20 protein-coding genes are annotated in these 19,924 nt (G+C 56.8%); 12 read left to right on the top strand and 8 right to left on the bottom strand.

All coding sequences use genetic code 11. From position 1 onward, the window contains the following. Window positions 1-12 precede the first annotated feature (12 nt). A complete protein-coding gene (locus IOB61_RS00885; protein ID WP_290810798.1) occupies window positions 13-1,053 on the top strand; it encodes a C13 family peptidase in 1,041 nt (346 codons plus the stop codon). Here the strand turns inward: IOB61_RS00885 and IOB61_RS00880 are convergent. Continuing rightward, window positions 1,050-1,502 carry a Rieske 2Fe-2S domain-containing protein gene (locus tag IOB61_RS00880; RefSeq protein ID WP_290810795.1) on the bottom strand — a complete coding sequence of 151 codons (453 nt, stop codon included), beginning with the start codon at window positions 1,500-1,502 and terminating at the stop codon, window positions 1,050-1,052. The two genes, IOB61_RS00885 and IOB61_RS00880, sit on opposite strands and share 4 nt — an antisense overlap. On the opposite strand from IOB61_RS00880, the gene IOB61_RS00875 reads away from it, so the two are divergent. Next, window positions 1,467-2,321: a sterol desaturase family protein gene (locus IOB61_RS00875; RefSeq protein WP_290810793.1), complete on the top strand. Its 855-nt coding sequence runs from the start codon at window positions 1,467-1,469 to the stop codon at window positions 2,319-2,321. The two genes, IOB61_RS00880 and IOB61_RS00875, sit on opposite strands and share 36 nt — an antisense overlap. On the opposite strand, the gene IOB61_RS00870 is transcribed toward IOB61_RS00875, so the two are convergent. After that, window positions 2,305-3,351, bottom strand: coding sequence for a Glu/Leu/Phe/Val dehydrogenase dimerization domain-containing protein (locus tag IOB61_RS00870; RefSeq protein ID WP_290810790.1), 1,047 nt, complete (start codon window positions 3,349-3,351; stop codon window positions 2,305-2,307). The genes IOB61_RS00875 and IOB61_RS00870 overlap by 17 nt on opposite strands. Before the next feature lie 188 nt (window positions 3,352-3,539). Here IOB61_RS00870 and IOB61_RS00865 point away from each other — a divergent pair, with 188 nt between their 5' ends. From IOB61_RS00865 to IOB61_RS00845, 5 genes are all read left to right on the top strand, one after another. After that, window positions 3,540-4,823 carry a hydrolase gene (locus IOB61_RS00865; RefSeq protein WP_290810787.1) on the top strand — a complete coding sequence of 428 codons (1,284 nt, stop codon included), beginning with the start codon at window positions 3,540-3,542 and terminating at the stop codon, window positions 4,821-4,823. Next, window positions 4,814-5,836, top strand: a complete 1,023-nt coding sequence (locus IOB61_RS00860; RefSeq protein ID WP_290810784.1) for an arginine N-succinyltransferase — start codon at window positions 4,814-4,816, stop codon at window positions 5,834-5,836. The genes IOB61_RS00865 and IOB61_RS00860 overlap by 10 nt, the downstream gene beginning before the upstream one ends. Next, window positions 5,829-7,295, top strand: coding sequence for a succinylglutamate-semialdehyde dehydrogenase (astD, locus tag IOB61_RS00855; RefSeq protein ID WP_290810781.1), 1,467 nt, complete (start codon window positions 5,829-5,831; stop codon window positions 7,293-7,295). Before IOB61_RS00860 ends, astD begins: the two co-directional genes overlap by 8 nt. Before the next feature lie 18 nt (window positions 7,296-7,313). Then, window positions 7,314-8,207, top strand: coding sequence for a hypothetical protein (locus IOB61_RS00850; RefSeq protein WP_290810778.1), 894 nt, complete (start codon window positions 7,314-7,316; stop codon window positions 8,205-8,207). Between the two features lie 102 nt (window positions 8,208-8,309). Then, window positions 8,310-8,975, top strand: a complete 666-nt coding sequence (locus IOB61_RS00845) for a class I SAM-dependent methyltransferase (protein ID WP_290810776.1) — start codon at window positions 8,310-8,312, stop codon at window positions 8,973-8,975. On the opposite strand, the gene IOB61_RS00840 is transcribed toward IOB61_RS00845, so the two are convergent. The 3 genes from IOB61_RS00840 to IOB61_RS00830 are packed head-to-tail and all read right to left on the bottom strand — an operon-like array spanning window position 8,972 to window position 11,675. Next, window positions 8,972-9,643, bottom strand: coding sequence for a class I SAM-dependent methyltransferase (locus IOB61_RS00840; protein ID WP_290810773.1), 672 nt, complete (start codon window positions 9,641-9,643; stop codon window positions 8,972-8,974). The two genes, IOB61_RS00845 and IOB61_RS00840, sit on opposite strands and share 4 nt — an antisense overlap. A gap of 8 nt (window positions 9,644-9,651) precedes the next feature. Further along, window positions 9,652-10,467 carry a CPBP family intramembrane glutamic endopeptidase gene (locus tag IOB61_RS00835; protein WP_290810770.1) on the bottom strand — a complete coding sequence of 272 codons (816 nt, stop codon included), beginning with the start codon at window positions 10,465-10,467 and terminating at the stop codon, window positions 9,652-9,654. Continuing rightward, entirely contained in the window at window positions 10,464-11,675 is a 1,212-nt protein-coding gene (locus IOB61_RS00830) for a DNA cytosine methyltransferase (RefSeq protein ID WP_290810767.1), read from the bottom strand. Before IOB61_RS00830 ends, IOB61_RS00835 begins: the two co-directional genes overlap by 4 nt. Window positions 11,676-11,808: 133 nt before the next feature. Between IOB61_RS00830 and IOB61_RS00825 the strand changes: the two genes are divergently transcribed. The 4 genes from IOB61_RS00825 (at window position 11,809) to IOB61_RS00810 (ending at window position 15,094) form a co-directional block, all read left to right on the top strand. After that, a complete protein-coding gene (locus IOB61_RS00825; protein ID WP_290810762.1) occupies window positions 11,809-13,011 on the top strand; it encodes an acetyl-CoA C-acyltransferase in 1,203 nt (400 codons plus the stop codon). Window positions 13,012-13,132: 121 nt separating this feature from the next. Beyond that, window positions 13,133-13,669: a TlpA disulfide reductase family protein gene (locus IOB61_RS00820; RefSeq protein ID WP_290810755.1), complete on the top strand. Its 537-nt coding sequence runs from the start codon at window positions 13,133-13,135 to the stop codon at window positions 13,667-13,669. 44 nt (window positions 13,670-13,713) lie between these two features. Next, window positions 13,714-14,304, top strand: coding sequence for a TlpA disulfide reductase family protein (locus IOB61_RS00815; RefSeq protein ID WP_290810752.1), 591 nt, complete (start codon window positions 13,714-13,716; stop codon window positions 14,302-14,304). Window positions 14,305-14,452: 148 nt separating this feature from the next. Beyond that, window positions 14,453-15,094 (top strand): exopolysaccharide biosynthesis protein, encoded by a 642-nt coding sequence (locus tag IOB61_RS00810; protein ID WP_290810749.1) that lies wholly within the window; start codon window positions 14,453-14,455, stop codon window positions 15,092-15,094. On the opposite strand, the gene IOB61_RS00805 is transcribed toward IOB61_RS00810, so the two are convergent. Together IOB61_RS00805 and IOB61_RS00800 are read right to left on the bottom strand one after the other, a co-directional pair. Continuing rightward, window positions 15,085-16,410: an APC family permease gene (locus IOB61_RS00805; protein ID WP_290810746.1), complete on the bottom strand. Its 1,326-nt coding sequence runs from the start codon at window positions 16,408-16,410 to the stop codon at window positions 15,085-15,087. The two genes, IOB61_RS00810 and IOB61_RS00805, sit on opposite strands and share 10 nt — an antisense overlap. A gap of 99 nt (window positions 16,411-16,509) precedes the next feature. After that, window positions 16,510-17,883 carry a serine hydrolase gene (locus IOB61_RS00800; protein WP_290810743.1) on the bottom strand — a complete coding sequence of 458 codons (1,374 nt, stop codon included), beginning with the start codon at window positions 17,881-17,883 and terminating at the stop codon, window positions 16,510-16,512. Window positions 17,884-18,047: 164 nt separating this feature from the next. On the opposite strand from IOB61_RS00800, the gene IOB61_RS00795 reads away from it, so the two are divergent. After that, window positions 18,048-19,301, top strand: a complete 1,254-nt coding sequence (locus IOB61_RS00795; protein WP_290810740.1) for a DUF1343 domain-containing protein — start codon at window positions 18,048-18,050, stop codon at window positions 19,299-19,301. A gap of 67 nt (window positions 19,302-19,368) precedes the next feature. Here the strand turns inward: IOB61_RS00795 and IOB61_RS00790 are convergent, their stop codons facing one another. Further along, a complete protein-coding gene (locus tag IOB61_RS00790) occupies window positions 19,369-19,857 on the bottom strand; it encodes an Hsp20 family protein (protein WP_290810737.1) in 489 nt (162 codons plus the stop codon). Window positions 19,858-19,924 lie beyond the last annotated feature (67 nt).

The raw sequence follows: 19,924 nt of genomic DNA, 5'->3' as shown, positions 1-19,924 counted from the left end.
ATGACTTCACCAATGCGTTTTGGACTTTGTTTGGGGCTGGGCTTACTTGCGTTCTTTGCGCCGCCATTGGCGCTGCCTGAAGCAGCCTATGCCCAAAGCTATGGCTTTCAGCCTGCCAATCCGCGTGCCGCGCAAGAAAGGCGAGACCGAGAGGCAGCTCAAAAGGGAAGTGTTGTCGTTGCTGAGCCCTATGGGCCCATTGAAACTTTGAGGCAGGCACGGGCCATGACCGCCGCCCTCGCGCGTCTCAAGCCAGAGCGAAAAGGCGTGGTTGATGTCTATGTGGTTGCCATTGGCATGGACAGCGACGGCGTTTTTGGACGCGAAACCGCCGAAGCCGCCCGGGTCCTTGCTAGCCGCTATGATGCCGAAGGGCGGGTCATTGTTATGGCTAATGGTAAAGGCGCAGCGGGATCTGCAACCGACCCAATCGTGCCTGACGGTCGCCCAGATCATTTGGCACAGGCATTGGGCCACGTGGCTGAAGTGATGAATAAACAAGAGGATGTGCTGGCACTTTTCATCACGACGCATGGGCATTGGAATACGGGCCTAAACTACCGTGATGGGGACCGCGCCGGGGGCAATATCGCACCATCGCGCTTGGCGGCTTTGCTGAACGAGGCGGGTATTCAGAACCGGCTTGTCATTCTATCTGCTTGCTTTTCAGGCGTTTTTGTTCCGGTTTTGCAGAATGAATACACCATCACTTTGACCGCTGCGTCGGCCAATAAGCCATCCTTTGGCTGTCGAGCTGAAAATGACTGGACCTTTTTTGGCGATGCCTTGATGAACAACGCACTTCGCCAGCCTGTCCCTTTGCCAGACGCCTTTGCCCAAGCGCGTTCCTTGATAACAAAATGGGAAGTGGCCTCGCGGCTCGATCCTTCTAACCCGCAGATTGACCTCGGCCCGCAAGCGATTGCTTGGATGGACAAGATTGATGCCAAAGTGCCTAAAGTTGCAGGGCAGCCAAAAGGCATGCCCGCCTTTGGGGCACCACCGCCAGCACCAGAACGGCCAAAGCCCGCACCGCTTCTGACCAAGCCTTAAGGGTGCGCTAATGGGCCAATCACCCAGCTGTCGCCCTCGGACTCTATCGGCACAGGTGTAAGCCCGCGTCCCTGACCGGGCCCGCCCAAGCAAGCGCCCGTCTGTGTGTCAAAGACCGCCATATGGGCCGCGCAGATCAGGCCGCCGGTTTGGGTGGTCAAAAACCTGCCGTCAAACGTGTCCAGCGGCCAACCGGCATGGGGGCAGCGATTCTCAAAGGCGGTGACGGTATCACCCCGCCGGACAACAAGGATCCGCCTCTGCGCCCGCCCGTCTGTGACGTCTAGGCCCAAGATTTGCCCCTCGGAAAGGTCGGATTGTCGCAAGCGCGCTAACGGCAGATTAAGTGTCTCTGCGCTATGGATTTGGCTTGTCGGCGCAGGATCTAAGGGACCTGTGCAAGAGGAAGCGTTATGTTGAACGACATTATGAACTTGCCCTTCGTCCACTCGGCCGTTTGGCTGTTGATCTGCGCCTGTTTGTTCGGCTTCCTGCAAAGTCTCTTCCCTCTCGATCCAACCCCGCGCCCGGTCCGTCGCGATATTTGGATGGATATTGGCTATTGGATGATCGGCCCTGTCGTTTACGGGGCGATCGGCACGTCTCTGATTGCGGGCGGCTATTACGTCTTGTTTGCCGGCAATATGGACGCCGCAGTTGAATGGAGCAAGACGGGTGCTTCTTGGTTGGCGGACTGGCCTTTGTGGCTGCAGGCTTTGGGCGTGCTGATTGTTACCGATATCTCGCTCTATTGGACCCATCGCCTCTTTCACAGCAATGCGCTGTGGCGCTTTCACGCCATTCATCATGCGCCAGAGACGCTGGACTGGCTGCACTCGGTTCGCTTCCATCCGATCAATTTGATTTTCCACAGTCTCCTCGCCAATGCGATAGCCCTGTGGATTGGCTTCCCGCCCTTAGCTGTAGCGGTTCTGGCCCCCTTCAACATTCTTTACTCAACCATGGTGCACGCCAATTTGAACTGGACGTTCGGACCCCTGCGCCATGTGTTTGCAAGCCCCGTCTTCCACCGCTGGCATCATACGGGTGCCGATGAAGGTGGGTCGAAAAACTTCGCCGCGACCTTCTCTTTCTTGGATCATCTGTTTGGCACCTTCTATATGCCAAAGGATGAGAAGCCGATGAATTTGGGCCTGACAGACCGGGATATGCCGCCCAACCTGCTGGGGCAGTGGCTTTATCCCTTCATGCCGTCTGAACCGCAGCAGGCCGAAGCCGCGCCTGCAAAGCCTAAGACCGTCCAATAAGGCGTTGCGCCATCCGGTCGGCGACCACATCGGGCGTCAGACCTTCATCAGCGGCTTCTTCGAAGATTTGTTCCAAGGTCTTTGGAATACGCTGAATATGGTCAACCACTTTGGCGGCATCATAATCGCCTGATACCTCATAGGACACATTGATGATGCCACCCGCATTGACGACATAGTCAGGCCCATAGAGGATTCCGCGCTCGGCCAAAGCCTGGCCATGGCGGGGCTCTGCCAATTGATTATTGGCCGCCCCGCACACGATCTTGCAGCGCAATTTCGGGATGGTCACGTCGTTTAGAATGGCCCCCAGCGCGCAGGGTGCCAAAACGTCCACATCGGCAAATAGGATGTCGTCAACGCTGAGAACTTGTCCACCTGCCGCGTCGGCTGCCGCTTGGGCGCGGGCGGAGTCCATATCCGCGATTAAGACTTCAGCGCCTTCCTGACCCAATTGCCGGGCAAGGTCCGCCCCCACCGCACCAGCCCCTTGGACGGCGACACGTACGCCCCGCAGATCATCGCGCCCCATAAAGCGCCGCACGCAGGTTTTGATGGACAGAAGCACGCCAAGCGCCGTCATGGGCGAGGGCTCGCCACCAAAGCCAGCCTTGGGATCGCGGCCAAACACATGGCTGGTTTCTAACGCGATTTCTTCCATGTCGGCCAAAGTCATGCCGACATCTTCTGCCGCCAGATAGCGCCCCGACAGGCCTTGGATGGCCCGACCCAGAGCCTGCATCAATTGCGGCGTCTTATCGGCTTTCGGATTGCCAATCAAAACCGCCTTGCCGCCGCCTAGTGGGATACCAGCGAGCGCATTCTTATAACTCATCCCGCGAGACAGCCGCAGCACATCGGTCAGCGCATCATCCATATTGGCATAATTGGCCATGCGCACTCCACCGGCTGCCGGGCCCAAAAAAGTGTTGTGAATACCGATAATCGCCCGCAGCCCCGTTTGATGATCATGGGCAAAGACAACCTGCTCATGATGGTCGAACTCAACATGGTCAAATACTGCGGACATCACTTCTCGCCTTTTCAAGATGCGCTTACTTTTCGTGTCGCGCCCCCGAACCTGATTGCCGCCTCAGCGCGCGACACAGATAGAGCAGGGCGGGGGCGTGGCGCTGCGCGCGGCTTTCGACTACATCTGAATCTTGGAAGCAACCTTAGTCTGCACTTCCGGCGGTATTTTTGTGAAGGAAGATCAAGATGATCGCAAATCTGATTTTTGATCGCGATACGCAAATGGCGCTGGATTCGGTTGAGACAGATCACGCCGTCTGGAAAGCTAGACTGGAAGATTGGTGCCAAATCAACACGGGCTCTCGCAATCTTGAGGGGCTGCAAGCCTTTCTTTTGAAATTGGAAGACGCCTTCAGAATTTTGCCCGGCACCTGTGTTCGCCGACCCTTACAGCCCGAAGCAAGTGTCGATATCCAAGGCCAAGCGGTCGAACTGGCCTTAAGCGATTCTCTGCATATCTCCGTTCGGCCAGAAGCCCCGATCAAGCTGGTGCTTACCGGTCATTATGACACTGTCTTCCCCGCCCATTCGAGCTTTCAGAAAGTGCGCGAGATTGAGCCTGGTGTGGTCAATGGGCCGGGTGTAGCGGATATGAAGGGCGGCCTTTGGGTGATGTTGGAGGCGCTAAAGGTGTTTGAAACCCTGCCCTGTGCGTCCCAAATTGGCTATGAGGTTCTGCTCAGCCCGGATGAAGAAATCGGCTCTCCGGGCTCAGCCGCGCTCTTACAGGAGATAGGAGCGCGCAGCGATGTAGGCCTGACTTACGAGCCAGCACTCGCCGATGGCTCCATGTCTGGGGCACGCAAGGGCTCTGGCAATTTCTCGCTGACCATCCATGGCAAAGCAGCCCACGTCGGGCGCGCCCATCATGAGGGACGCTCGGCCATTGCTGCGGCGGCGCGCTTTGTCGCGGGCCTAGAGGCGCTCAATGGCAAAGCGCCGGGTGTTACCTTCAATACGGGCCGGATCGACGGGGGCGGGCCAAACAATGTGGTGCCTGATCTTGCCGTGGTTCGGTTTAACGTTCGCGTCCCTGATGCCGAAGCGGCAGCTTGGGCGCAAGGCGAAGTGGAAGCCTTGATCGGCCAGTATGTGTCGGGCGCAGGCATCCACGCCCATCTCCATGGCGGATTCAGCAGGCCACCAAAGCCGCGAACCCCCGCCCAAGAATTGGTGTTCGCCCAAGTCGCCGCAGCTGGAAAATCGGTCGGTCTAGAGATTGTCTATAAGGATACCGGCGGAGTGTGCGAGGGCAATAATCTTGCCGCCTCCGGTTGCGCCAATGTCGATACCTTGGGCCCACGCGGTGGTTTGATCCATTCGGATCAGGAATTTGCCATTCTTGACAGTTTTCCAGAGCGTATCAGGCTGTCTTTGGCGATATTGGTAGGCTATGCCACGGGGCAATTGGATGCCAAAGCCCCTCGTCGCTTGCTGGCACAGGAATTGGGAACAAATCCATGCTCGTAGTACGCCCCGCGCGGCTTGATGATTTTGACGCCTTTATGGGCTTTGCCCGCCGATCTGGACCGGGCTTTACCAGCCTGCCCGAAGACGAGGCCCTTTTGGCCAAGCGACTGGAGAAAAGCCTCACCACCTTCTCCACAGAAGCCCCTAAAGCAGATAGCGACGGCGGCATCTATCTGTTGATGATCGAAAGCGCCAAGGGTGGAAAGCCGTTTGGCTGCGCCGCGGTTAAGACCAATATTGGCCGCGATGTTCCTTTCTTCAATTATCGCATCGTCACGTATGGGCAGGCTTCAAAAGCTGCCAATCGCCGCTTTGAGATGCGCGCTTTGACCATGGTCAATGACTATACAGGTTGCACCGAAGTCGGGACCTTGTTCCTAGAGCCTGAGCGGCGCGGCGATGGTGCCGGGAAGCTCTTGAGCCTGTCGCGCTTTATGTTGATGGCCAGTTCCCCCACCCGCTTTCATGGCACGGTGGTGAGTGAGTTGCGCGGAGTTGTGCATTTGGATGGCCGTTCGCCTTTCTGGGAAGTTGTAGGCCGGCCCTTCTACCGGATGGACTTTGATGAGGCGGATAAATTGTCGGCAACCAGCGACAATCAATTCATCATCGATCTCTCGCCTAAGCATGCGATTTATGTCGACCTTTTGCCCGATAGCGCGCGCGGGGCTATTGGCGAAACCCATCCCGACGGCGCACCCGCGCGGCGCCTGTTGGAGCGTGAGGGCCTGCGCTTTGAAGGGGTGATTGATATTTTTGACGGCGGCCCACTTTTGGCCACACGGATCGAAGATACACGCACCGTGCGCGATTCCCGGGTTCTACCGTTTGTTGCGGGAGATTCCCATGGCGAGGATCGCGCCATGGTCTCGAACGACCGCGTTGAAGGGTTTCGCTGTAGCTTAGTGCCAGCCCGTATTACGCCTGATGCGGTCATTGTGGCCCCGCAGGTTTTACAAGCTTTAGAAATGGAAGACGGCCAAATGGGCCGCGTGCGGAGTTTTGATGTCTAACCAGTCTCACGGTGGTCTGTATCTCAACGGATCTTGGCAGGCCGGGCTTGGCCCTCATTTTACCTCGATTGATCCTGCCAGCGAAGAAGTGGTCTTTGCTGCCCATGCCGCAACGGGTGCGCAGGTGGAACAGGCTGTCGCCGCTGCCCGCGCGGCTTTCCCAGCGTGGTCGAAAACACCACGTGCGGCACGTATCGCCATTTTGGAAGCTTATAGCCGCGCGCTTCAAGCAAAAGGCCCTGCGATTGCCGCAGCCATTTCGCGCGACATGGGAAAAGCCTTGTGGGAATCGACGGCCGAAGTTGGGGCCATGGTTGGGAAGATCGCCATTTCGGTGCGTGCCTATGACGAGCGGACAGGCGTCAAGAGCGAAGCCGCCGCCTTTGGTCGTACGGCTTTGGACCATCGCCCATGGGGCGTGATGGCCGTGCTTGGCCCCTTTAACTTCCCCGGCCATTTGCCAAATGGACACATTGTTCCTGCCCTTCTGGCGGGCAATACGGTTGTTTTCAAACCTTCAGAACTAGCACCCTCGGTTGCGGTCTTAATGGTGGAGGCTTTTGAAGAAGCGGGTCTTCCCCCCGGCGTTCTCAATGTCGTCATGGGTGCGCGCGATACAGGGGCCGCGCTTCTAGGCGCTTCGGGCATTGATGGGGTGTTGTTTACCGGGTCTGCCACAACCGGCACAGCCATTCACCGCATGTTTGGTGGCCGCCCTGAAGTCATTCTTGCCCTTGAGATGGGTGGCAATAATCCTTTGATCATTTGGGACCCTGCCGATATTGAAGCCGCTGCAGACCTGATCGTGCATTCTGCCTTTATCACGAGCGGTCAGCGCTGTTCGTGTGCGCGGCGTTTAATCCTGCCGGAAGGCCGCTTTGGCGATCAGGTATTGGAAGCCACGCAGGCTAGGATCGAGCGTATGGTACTGGCACCCTGGAATGCTGAGACGGCACCCTTTATGGGGCCAGTTGTCCATGCAGGCCAAGCCGCGCGGGTTGGCCATTTTGAAGCTGAACTCATCGCCTTAGGCGGTAAGTCGCTGGTTAGAGCAAAGATTGGCGTTGAAGGTCCTGCCTTTGTGCGCCCGGGCATGATCGACATGACCCAAGCCCAAGAGGCTGAGGATGAGGAATTGTTCGCCCCCTTCGCCCAAGTGTTTCGGGTGAAGACGTTTGAGCAAGCTATCGAGCGCGCCAATGCTACCCGCTTTGGCCTTTCTTCCGGTCTTGTCAGCGACGATGCGGCTTTGTGGGAGCAGGCGACGCTGAACCTGCGGGCGGGTCTGATCAATTGGAACCGACCAACGACGGGTGCCTCTTCGGCTCTGCCCTTTGGTGGGCCGGGCCTTTCAGGCGATGGGCGCCCTAGCGCCTATTATGCAGCAGATTATTGCGCCTTCCCTGTGGCGAAGCAGGAAGCCGACCGGGCAGAGCGTCTCAGTGCGCCGGGCCTTTAAGTGAAACGGAATTCAAAGATGACTGCATTAAGATTACTCGCTGCTTGCGCTGTTTCAGTTTGCGCGCTCGCGGGTTCAGCAAACGCGCAATCAACGGAGGCCGCCCCATCCGGGGCAGTCGTATCTGTCGTTGAGCGCTATAGTATGGAAGAGGTTTCGCAAGAACTCGCCCGCCGTCTATCGGCTTTGCCCGGCGTGCGAGGGGTAGAGCGTATTGACGGCATGGCCAATAATTTGCGCGTAGTGACCCATTCTGATGTCACCGTCAGGCTTGATACCTTGCATGCCCGCGTCAATCTGGCCGACGCCGATCCAGATGCTGAATATAGCCGGTTTGAAACCAATGTCCGAAAGCTGTTGGAGCAGCAAGACCCATTTAAACTGGAGCAATTGCGCGTTGTGATCCGCACCACACAGGCCATAGACGCCTTTGAGGAGCAGACAGCAGCCCTCGGAGAACGCAATCTCGTCGTTCGCCGTCCTTTCTTGGAGGGGCTTGAGGAAGTTGTTGTGGGGGATACCCCGACGACCATTGCGCTGATGCCGGTTGGGCGTCTAGTGGACTTACAATTGGGTGCCACACAGGCCTTTGATCGGGCACGAGCGAACACGCTCAAGGAGTTATCTGGTGTCAAATGGACGGTGAATGAAGGGCTTTTAGAAGTCGATCAAACCCAACCCTATGCGACCAGCCTCTTAGCGCTCGATAGTGTGTGGACGACGATCCAGAAGCAATTGGGTGGTCCACTTGCTGTTGCGGCCCCGACGCGGGACACCTTGGTTGTTGGCCGGGCTGATCGTGCACGCGACATGACCCGCCTGTCAGCCATTGCCGCGAGCGGTGTCGGCAGTAATGGTCGTTTGTCAGACAAAGTGCTGGTTCGCCAAGGTGCTGCTTGGATTGCACGCTAGCGCTTTTCGCGCCATTGGTGTGAAATTTGCTTGTTTCCCCAGAGTATGAAACACCTTCCCACTTTGGGACGGCTTGTACTTCTGTGTGGGGCGTATACAGGCATGGACCAGTCCAAAGCTCAAGCGAGTGAGCGGTTGCAATGGGAAGCCGGCAATCTGGCTCTAACTTGGCTGCAATTGAACCTGCGTCCCGGCATGCACACCCTAGAGACTGGGTGTGGTCAGTCTACTTTGGCTTGCTTACAAGCTGGCTGCATTCACGAGGCCATCACGCCATCAGCCGATGAAATCGCCTCGATTCAAAGCGTAGCGGAGCAGCGTGGTTTGGACTTGAGTTTGGTGCGGTTTCACCATGGCTTCAGCCAAGACATTCTCCCCCATTTGAAGGGGCATGAGGATTTGGACGTGGCGATCATCGATGGCGGTCATGGCTTTCCCCTGCCCGGTATTGACTGGCTTTATATGGCCCCGCGCCTGAAAGTCGGCGGCAAGATGTTGATTGACGACATCGACCTGTGGACCGGCAAAATTCTGCTAGATGTTTTGAAGCGTGAGCCCGGTTGGCGCGTGAACAAAATTCTGCATGGACGGACGGCGATTGTCACCAAGCTCGCTCCCTTTGTGGCGCGGGATTGGAGGCAGCAACCGACTGTCGTGGCGCGCAGCTGGTTGCCCCAAGCGTGGCGTAAATTCACCGCAAGCGTCCAAATGCTGGTTGATCCGATGGAAGTGACCGCCGCCAATGACCAAGGTTGGTCGAAGCGCTAGACCTTTGTTACCAGCATAAGCCCATCGCCAATCGCCACCATGGCAGCGCGCACGCGCGGGTCAGTTTTGGCGAAAGCAGCGAGATCTCGCAAAGCGACGGTATCGGGGCTTTGGTCATGGGGGTCGGCAACCGCACCACTCCACAACATATTATCAAACAGCATAAGCCCGCCGGTGCGAAGAAGCACGAGGCCCTTTTCGTAATAGTCGCGGTATCCGGGCTTATCGGCGTCGACAAACATGAAATCAATTTTGCCGGCATAGCCTTCGTTGGCCAAGGCGGTGAGGCTGTCGCCAGCAGGCGCAATGCGCAAGTCAATCGTGCTCTCAACACCGGCCTGCCGCCAATAGGTTTGGGCCAGATTGGTGAATTCCTCGGAAATGTCGAAGGCAAATAGTTTACCGCCGGGGCCCGCATTCTGGCGCAAGGCAAGTGCGGTCACCAAAGCCGAATAGCCAGTGAAAACGCCAACTTCGACGGCCAAGCGCGCGTCTATTTGGCGGATTAGAAAACTCATGAAGGCACCTTGTTCGGCGCTGATCTGCATCATGGCTTTGGGGTGACTGGCCGTTTCGATGCGACAGGCTGTTAGGGCGGTGTGTTCGGCTGGATTGACCTCGGCAAGATAGTCGATGATCGGGGCGCTTAGGGTGAAAGAAGATGACATAATTGCCCTTATTGCTTTTCTTTGGTGGCTTGCAAAGCCCGGCGAACGCCCATTAAGGCCAAAATGACGATGAGGACCGCGGTGAAGACGGGCGAGCCATAGGAATCAGGGCCGGCTCCAGCCAAAAAGCTTCCATCCTTCTGAAAGGTCACGGCATCGCCAATCCAGCTGGTTTCCAGCCAGGTCCAACCTGCATGGCCCGCGACAGCCGCCCAAATACCGCCACGGCCAAGGGCAAGAAACCCTAAGGCTGCGCCAAAAAGGGCAGAATTGGCAATGTGCCACATCGATTGATAGCCTTGTAGCGTTTGCAAGACACAGAAAGCGAGCGCGGCTACACCAATACCTAGCAACGGGCCAAATGCTGCGGTTCCAGCCCGCTGGGCAATGCCACGAATGATAGCTTCTTCTGACAGCGCGTGGATCAGAATGAAGGGTACGGGAATTATCAGAGCAGCAACCGAGAAATCGCGTGCTTCAAATCGACCGGCTTGGCCAAACACAAGGCCCAACAAGGCGAAACCGGGTAACGCGCACCCAACTACCCATCCCCAACCCAACCCAATGGCGGGCGAACCCCAGAGTGGCGGGGATTTTGATGTTTGGCTTAGGCTCTGCCAGATCAGAAAGCCAAGGAGGGCCAACGCCAAATTGATTGGCTCCCGAAAGAAATCAGGGGCACCCGCTTCGCTCAATGAAAAGGACAAAAGATGCGAAAGCTCTCCAGCCCCATAAGCAAGCGTCACGGTGGCAAAGACTGCCAAAACGAGGGCCATTGCCCGCCTTGATCGGGTTTGTTGGTGACTTGGTGAGGGGTCGGTCATGCCAACTCTCTAGGATGTGCCTTCACCTTGAGGCAAGCCGGAGCTGTGTCGCGCGCACAGGTCACCAAGGGTCCCAATAGCTGTTCACTCAACCACGCGACAACTGGGACGGCTACACCATCGCCCGCTATCTTTATTCCAGCCAAGTTGGACTTAGGCAAGACATAGGTGTCTGGCACGCCCATCAGGCGCATCGCTTCGCGCGGATTGATTGGCCGTATCTTAAGGTCCCCATGCTCCACCACCAGCCAGAATTGGCGGGAAGAGCCGCCTGCTGGCGTGCGCAAGCAGCCAACTTTCCCATCAAACCGGATTTCGGCGCGTTGCCGTTTCACCCCATTCTCAAGGCGAATGCGGCGATACATCGTGCCAATATGTCGAGCCGGGCTGGCTAAGAGCGCCTCGAGGCGCGCACGATGGCTGTCGCTCAATTGGTTTTGAAAGTTGGACAGCTTGGTGGCATTCCACCAACCTCCATCTGTGGGGTCGAGAATTTCGTCTAGGTTTCGTGGCGAAGCAGACGGTGGTGACAAATACCAGTCAATGACGGGGGTGTTCAGGGCCGCCTGAGCCTTTTGAATGGCCGGGGTCTGGAAGACACAAGGCCGATCCCGATGGGACAAAAGCGCGATTGGGATCTGAATGCTCTGCCGCACGGCAATGATGAAGATACGCGGTCGCGATTGGGGCACGAACCAAGCGGCGTCCATTTCGAGGCAACCCGCGCTATAGCCAAGTTCATTCAAGGCGCGGAAAATCGCCGCTAAATCTTGCCCCCCGCGCGAACTCAATAGGCCTTTGACATTTTCGAGGACAACAACTTCTGGCGGGTCGCCACGATCACACAAGGCGGCTAGTCGCGCTAGAAAGGCAAAGAGGGTGCCGGACCGTCCACCCGTCAAACCTGCACGATCTCCGGCAAGTGACAGGTCCTGACAGGGAAAGCTGGCCCAAGCTAATGCGGGGTTAGTCGGTAAGTCTTCGATTTGAACGGCTGCGATGTCGCCTTCCACCAATCCCGTAGCGCCGAAATTATCGCGCCAAGCCCGGCACTTCATCGCGTCAATATCATTCGCCCAAGCCACATCGAATTGGGCACTGAGGCCGAGCCGTGCGAGGCCCCCTCCGGCAAAGAATTCAAGTGCGATGGGCTTGGCTTGAAGGGACAAAATGGCGCTTTCGATGAGGACTTTGGTTGATCTCAGCATGATTTGATCGTGATTTCTGCTTCCTGCCCCAGCGTCACTGCGAAATTAGGGCTTTCCATCCCTGAGACAGGCGTTAAGAGACCTTAGAAAGCCGGATGAACCGGTGTGACAGGAAGTTAAGGGAGCCGCCACCATGCGTGAAGCCGTAATCGTATCCACCGCCCGTACGGGCCTTGCCAAGTCTTTGCGTGGCGGGTTCAACATGACCCATGGTGCTGCCATGACCGGTCACGCCATTAAGCACGCGATTGCGCGCGCGGGCATTGAGCCTGGTTTGGTGGAAGACGTCTATATTGGTGCGGGCCAACCTGAAGGCGCGACCGGTGCCAACGTCGCCCGCAACGCTGCAATCTGGGCGGGTTGCCCTGTGACTACTTCTGGCACCACAGTAAACCGCTTCTGTTCCTCTGGCCTGCAGACCATTGCGATGGCGGCCAATTACATCACCCAAAGTGGCGCAGATTGCGCCATTGGCGGCGGCGTGGAGTCGATCTCGCTTGTTCAAATGGGTGGCTCGATGAATCTGTCGCATTATCAGGAAGAGCACCTGCTCAACATCAAGCCAGCCTTGTGGATGCCGATGATTGAGACCGCCGACATCGTGGCAGAGCGCTATAATGTCAGCCGCGAATATCAAGACGAATATGCGCTTCGCAGCCAGCAGCGCATCGCAGCGGCGCAAGCGGCAGGCCTGTTCAAAGACGAAATCGTCCCCATGACCACCAAGATGAAAGTCGTGGACAAGGCAACGGGCGAAACCACGATCAAAGAAGTCACGGTCGACCGGGACGAGTGCAACCGCGCCGACACGACTTTGGAAGGCCTGGCTTCGTTGAAGCCTGTTCGCGGTCCAGACAAATACATCACCGCAGGCAATGCTTCGCAATTGTCGGACGGGGCTGCGGCAGTCGTTCTGATGGAAGCAAAAGCGGCTCAAGCGCGCGGCGTGGAAGCCCTTGGCCGCTTTGCAGGCTTTGCGGTTGCTGGCTGTGAGCCAGACGAAATGGGCATTGGCCCTGTCTTCGCCGTGCCTCGCTTGTTGGAGCGTCACGGCCTGAAAATCGACGACATTGACCTGTGGGAACTGAACGAGGCTTTCGCCAGCCAATGTCTCTATTCGCGTGATCGTTTGGGCATCGACCCTGAAAAGTACAATGTAAATGGCGGCTCCATCGCCATTGGTCACCCATTCGGTATGACGGGCACGCGCTGCACCGGCCACATTTTGTTGGAAGGCCGTCGCCGCAAGGCCGCGGGTCAAAATGTAAAGTGGGGTGTTGTTACCATGTGTATCGGTGGCGGCATGGGCGCTGCTGGCCTGTTTGAAATCTACTAAGCTTAGCCCCATTTAGCCGGGCAAGGTCGGGCGGCGGCATGGTTTGGACCATGCCGCCGTTTTCATGTTTATTTAAACATAGGCCGCTAGACCTGCGCCGATGAAAAAGGTGTTTTTGCAGATGGATCGGCGCACATTTGTTCTTTCAACGGTCGGCACCCTAACCTTGGCGGGCTGCCGAGAAGATCCTGCAAGCGCCCTCCATGGGCAGCATTTGGCATCCGTCCCTGCCAGCTTGCTTGATGGGACCGGGATCAATCTTGCTAGTCTGGGTCGTCCGTCCGTCCTTCGATTCTGGGGCCTTTGGTGTGGGCCGTGCCGAATTGATGAACCGCATTGGGATGAAGCGGTTCGGGCTTTGAGACCTCTGCAAGGACAACAGCCCCGTTTCGATCTCATGAGCGTCCATACTGGCTTGCCACCTCGCGATGGTCCCAGCCTTGCCGAGTGGGCGGCGCAACGTCCGGCGGATGTGGCTATTCCGATTGTTGATGACCGCACCCAGCGCTTAACCCAATCCATTGGTGTGCCTGGTACCCCACTTACCCTTTTGGTCGACGCAACCGGCCAAATCGTCGATCACGCATGGGCCTTCAAATCTGCGCGCGGCGCTGCAAGATTTGTAGGCAAAGTGCGCAAACTTGTCGGAAGCGCCTAGATAAGAGCCTTGGCAAAGAGGTTTGGATCGACCAAATGAGGGGCATGACCCATATGACACGCAGAGACACCCTAACAGGCCTAGCCGCTGGCACCCTTGCCACCACCGTCGCGCTGGAGGCTGAAGCCCAAACAGCCCCCGCCGCCCCGATTGATCGTCGGCCTCGTACCTATGACCTTATCGGCCAAGCAGCCCCCGCGACCGACCTAGCCCGTTTTGGCGGTGGCCGTCTGACCCAAGCAGATTTTTTGGGTAAGACCACCATTGTTCAATTCTGGGGGATCTGGTGCCCGGATTGTTTAGCCGATGTGGATGATGTGGCAGAGCTTAATCGCCTCATCGCCCGGGACCGTAACCTTCAATTCATTGGCATTCATACGCGCGGGCGTTATGGCCGGTGGGGTGGTTTAGCGCCCTTCTTTGCCGAAAAGGGCTATCGCTTCCCCGTGGCGATTGATGATGACAGTGCGGCCTATAAGGCTTGGGCCATTAAGTGGGTGCCTAGTTTTGTGATTGTTGGTAAAGACGGGATCATTCGCGACTTTACCACGGATTTGAAAGCTGGTTCTGGGATCGGTGTTCAGGGTCTGCTTGCCAAAGCTAAGGCCGTGTCAAAAATGAAAGTACGATCTTAACCACGATTGCTAACGCAAACGTGAAGCCTTAACTTTATAATCTGGGCGTATGTCCGAGAGTTTGTACAGGCCTAGCCCTTGTTCTGCCCAAATTGCGCCCGACATAGCGGGTCAACCGGCACGCGGGCTGCCTATTGGATTGAAGAACGTGCGAGCTGCGCTGCCGCCCAAGACCTCTGAACTTCTCAAGGAATTGCATGATGCGTTTCCGGGTGAAGAACAAATCGCGGTGCGCGATGTTTTGGCCCGTTTAGATGGGCGCGCGTTTGGCTTGCTTCTCTTGATTTTGGCTTTGCCAAATTGCATTCCCAATGTACCTGGTATTTCGACGGTTTTTGGAATCCTGCTCGTCGCGCCAGCCCTCCAAATGATTTTTGGTGCTGGCACACCTTGGATTCCAAAGCGGATTGGCGACTTAAAGATTGAACCGGCAACCTTCCGCAAATGCATCGACGTATCGATGCCGACCCTGTTGAAGATTGAGAAACTGGTGCAGCCCCGCTTCCAGTTTTTAACTCAAAAGCCCGTCACCATTTGGTTTGGCATTCAGACATTGATTTTGGCGGGTATCCTGACCTTGCCGATTCCGTTTGGCAATTGGCCGCCGGGCATGAGTATCGCGGCCCTTGCGATTGCCCTATTGCAACGCGATGGCTTGATGGCGCTTATCTCGTTTGGCTTCTTCTTGTTGAGCTTGGCCGTCGCCCCGTTGGGCATCGGCATGGCGATCGCGGGTTTAGATTGGTTGGTTGGCGTTGTGTCCAATACGATTCATGGGATTCACTTCTGAGGCTTGGTAATCACGGCCAACACGATCCCAACGCCAACAACTGCTAATCCAAACAGCGCGCCAATCTTCACATAGTTCAAAGAAGACCACAGCATCAATGCACTGCTGGCCGCAAACGCGAGTGGTAAGAGCGGATAGAGCGGCACCTTAAAGGGCCGTGGCTGGTTGGGCATCTTCTGCCGCAGCACAATGACGGCCAACCCACTGGCTGTCAGGAACGCCCAATAGACGGGGGCGGTATAATCCACCAAAGTCGAAAACCCTTCATACAGAGCGCCTAAAACCACCAGTCCAACCGAGACGATCCCTTGGGCGATGATGGCGTTAGAGGGAATCCCGCGCCTTCCATCCCACGAGCCGATCCAGCCAAGGCCGGTGCGGTCGCGCGCGGCGGCATAAGTCGTGCGCGCACCCACGATGACGGTTCCATTGATCGAGGTAATGGCGGCCGCGGCGACAGCTATTGCAAGAACGATCCCTGCTTGTGGGCCGAAGGCGCGCGCCATCAAGTCTGCAGCTGGGGCCTTGGATTGCGCCAAACCCTCAATCCCTAGTCCGCGCAGCATGGCCCAATTGGCCATAAGGTATAAAAGGGTGATGATGAGGACCGATCCCAAAAGCGCTTGGACCATGCCGCGCTCGGGATTCTTAATCTCAGCCGATAGAGTCGACATCTCGCTCCAGCCGCCAAATGCCAGCAGCACAAAGACAAGTGCATAGCCGAGGCCCGCTGGATTAGGTGTGTGGCCTGCTTCGCTCGTCGCCGGCGGGATGGCTTGGATCACCAACCAAGCTGCAGCCGCTGCCAGCGCCAGAAGGCCGATCACTTCAAGGCTGGTGATGGCATAGTCTGCACCCTTGCCCCCATTTGTGCCGCGTAAGTTGAAGAGGGTCATGATCACCACACTGGCCAACGCAAACAGGGCGGGGCCATGTGGGCCTAAATTCCATACCAGATTGAGGTAGTCGCCGATCACAAAGCCGAGCAATGCGATCGAGCCGGTATTGATGATGGAGAAGCGGGCCCATGCAAAGGAAAATCCGAAACTCGGCCCATAGGCTTTGGTCAGGAAGTGATAATCGCCACCGGGGCTCGGATAGGCGGTGGAAAGCTCGCCATAGCATAGGGCACCCATTAGCGAGATCAGGCCGCCAATCACCCACACGCCATAGACTGCCCACACAGTGCCGGCATTCTCGGCCACCAAAGCAGGGGACTTAAAGATCCCTGCACCGACAACCATGCCGACCGCGATGAAAATCACATAAGGGACAGAAAGATGACGGGTAGGGGTCGCGGCATGGGGATCGTGCATGACGCGAGTGTGTCGCTGGTCAGGGCGGGGGTCAATGACTTTAGCGGCATGGGCCGCAAGTTCCGCTGCCCTGCAGGCAGGGCAGCGGAAATCGCGTCATTATTGCACAGGATTCCCAAGGGCTGCGCGTGCCGCATTCACCTGATAAGTGCGCAGATAATCGCCTAAGACTTGGGTCATCAAGACGCCGGCCTCATTGGTTTGCGGATTGGCCCAGAATTGGGTGCCCGCAGCACCACCCCAGAACATAGTGCCGACAGGCGCACCGCTGGGATAAAGATTGGAATCGACCACCGTGCCAAAGCCCAAGCCATAGCTATAGCCCTGCTTGATTAAATTGGCATTTGCTTTCGGTCCAAGTTGGTCCTTACCCATTTCGGCAATTGAGGAAGCCTTTAAGAGGCGCACCCCATCCAGCTCACCTTGGCCAGCGATCATGCGAGCAAAGCGCACATAATCACTCAAAGTGCCAACCAGACCTGCACCCCCAAATTCAATCCGGGCAGGTTCTAAGAAAGGGCTTTTGGCGGGGGGATCGCCAGGGCGCAATGCTTCGTGCATGGGGACGTCTTTGAGGCTTTTCACATAGCTATCAATGCCGCCCGAAGGTGGCTTGATCTTCGACACTGCGAAATAAACATTGGCGAGGTTTTCTTTGTCGCCGGGCTGAACTTGGAAGGCGGTCCGGTTCATGCCTAGGGGCGTGAAAATGCGCTCTTTGAAGAAGGTGCCGAGGGTTTGGCCAGACGCGACTTCAACCACACGGCCTAGGACGTCAATGGCAATGCCATAAGTCCAAGTCTCGCCCGGCTGATTGGTGAAGGGGGTGGCAGCAACCCGGTCCGCCAAGTCCTGCAGGTTTGCGACCCGCGGACCCTTAAAGCCCGGCACGGGCTCAGAAGGTGCGCGCTCAATCCCATTCATGGCATATAGGCGCTCAACAGGTTTTGTCGCGCCCCACCACGGAATGCCGGCCGATTGCCGCATCAGATCGCGCACCGTCAATTGCCGGACCGCGGGCTCAGTTTTCAAAGTTTCCAACGTGTCGCCGCTGACATAAACAACGGTCTTGGCAAACGACGGGATATAGGTCGACACCGGCGCATCGAGGTCCACCTTGCCTTCTTCTACCAGCATCATAATGGCCACAGCCGTCACCGGCTTGGTCATGGAATAGAGGCGGAACACCGTATCTGGCGTAATGGGCTTGCCCGTTTCAATGTCGGCTAAGCCAACATAGGTGGATTCAATCCGGCCGTAGGAATCCACCAAAGCCGCGGAAAAACCACTGGCAACCTTTTTATCGACCCCATCTTGCAGCACGGTGCGCATCGTCGCGATCCGTTCTGGCAACACCGAAGGGGGCAGGCTGGTAATTGCAGAACTGGGTGCTTGGCTTGTTGCGCACCCACTCAATGCCAATAGGCCTGTGGTGATAGCCAACGCGGCGAAAATCGGTTTGAACTTGTACATAAGCGCTTGGCTCCCAGAAACGTGTTGTCTTGTGAACTTGTTTTGCTACGCCAATCATCGGTTTAATTGTGCGCCTTGGTCAAGGGCAAGCGGATCACTTGCGGGGATATTCAGCATACGATTCGAGGTCAGGAAAAGTGCCCATTTTGCATAGGAAGTTTCACATGAATCGTCGCAAGGTTCTGCAATCTGTCACGGCAGGTGCCGCATCTCTCTTACTTCCTGGCTGCGCGGGAAGTGTGGCATTGCGCCAACGCTATCCCAGCCGTCCTCGTGTTCGTCTTGGCATTGATCAATTGGTGGCATCCGATTTTGGGGTTCTCGCAAATAAGCGCGTGGGCTTTATCACCAACCAAACCAGTGTCGACCAATCTGGGGCGATGTCGCGTGTGGTTTTGCAGCGTGGCTTAGGCGACCGGCTCACGGCCTTGTTCGGGCCTGAGCATGGATTGGATACGCGCGCGAAGGCCGGAGACCATGTCGCCAATGCCGTGGACCCAATAACGGGCCTAAAGGCCTATTCCCTTTATGGCGAACATCGTAAGCCGACGTCTGCGATGTTAGAGAATGTGGATGTGATGGTGTTTGACATTCAAGACATCGGCATCCGCAGCTATACCTATATTTCAACCATGATCTTGGCCATGGAGGCCTGTGGCGAAGCTGGGAAAGCCTTTGTTGTGCTCGACCGACCAAACCCATTGGGTGGCTTACGTATGCAGGGTCCGCCGCTATTGCCGGGCTTTGAATCCTTTGTGAGCCAAGTGCCTGTGCCCTATCTCCATGGTCTGACGATAGGCGAATTGGCAAGAATGGCCGTTGCCAAAGGCTGGGTTGCTAAAGCCCCAGAATTGACGGTCGTTCAAATGGCGGGCTGGGAGCGGGGGATGAATTGGGCGGACACAGGCCTGAACTGGGTTGCCACCAGCCCCAACATCCCAAACTGGGAGTCGCCCTTCTATTGCGCTGCCACCGGCATTTTGGGAGAGCTGAAGCAAGTGGACATTGGTATTGGCACGGCCAAACCGTTTCACTATGCCGCAGGTCCCGGCATTGACGGGGTGGTCTTGGCCAAGAGTTTGAGCGAGCAAGGTTTCCGCGACATCGCGTTCAAGCCCTATCAAAGCCAAGTGAAGCCGGGTTTTGGCGGTGTTGAGCTCATTATTAATCCAAAGGGACAGACAGATCTGATGGCTGTCGCCATGGCCCTGTGCGCAGAGGTCGTGGCCCGTTCGGCTAAAGCGCCTTTGAGCGGCAGCAATGCTGCGACCCGTAGCTTGTTTAACAAGGTCTATGGCAGTGAGGCGTTGTGGACGGCGTTGGAGACGGGCAGCCCTTGGCAGGCTCTGGTTGCCGATTGGCAAGAGCCCCTAAAGCAATTCAAGTCCGATCGGACGGCGCATCTGCTTTATCGGTGAGGTCATCTGGCAGCGCGAAAGTCCTGATGGGTCCCAAGAAGACCCATCAGGCTGGTAGGTGGGAAAGTTAGGCGGCCTTGCCAGACTTGGCTTCGCCTTCAATCAGCGGGGCATCGTTCGCGCTTGCGCTGGCAGAGCCCACATTGATCGCAATCTTGCGCGGCTTTAAAGCCTCAGGCACTTCACGCACCAAAGAGAGGCTCAACATGCCATGCTCAAGATTGGCCCCGGTCACACGCACATGGTCGGCTAGCTGGTAACGGCGCTCAAAACCACGTTCGGCGATACCGCGATGTAAGAAGTTGCGCCCTTCTTCGGTCGCAGCCTTTTTGCCGGTTACGGTCAAAAGGCCCTCTTTCAACTCAATCGACAAATCCTCAGGGCCAAAGCCTGCAACCGCCAATTCAATGCGATAGGCATCTTCGCCCGTCTGCTCGATATTGTAAGGGGGCCAGCCAGTTGCCGTATCCAAACGGGCACCGGTTTCGATTAAATGCGCCATGCGGTCAAAGCCAACAATGGTGCGGTAGAGGGGGGTTAAGTCAATCGTACGCATTTTGTCCTCCTAGAAGCGACAGGTTCAACACACGGAAAAAGGGCCGCGCACCCTGCAAATTTCCACT

The sequence above is a fragment of the Aquidulcibacter sp. genome, assembly GCF_020253525.1.
Taxonomy (GTDB): domain Bacteria; phylum Pseudomonadota; class Alphaproteobacteria; order Caulobacterales; family Aquidulcibacteraceae; genus Aquidulcibacter.
This window is presented reverse-complemented; position numbering and strand designations above follow the sequence as displayed.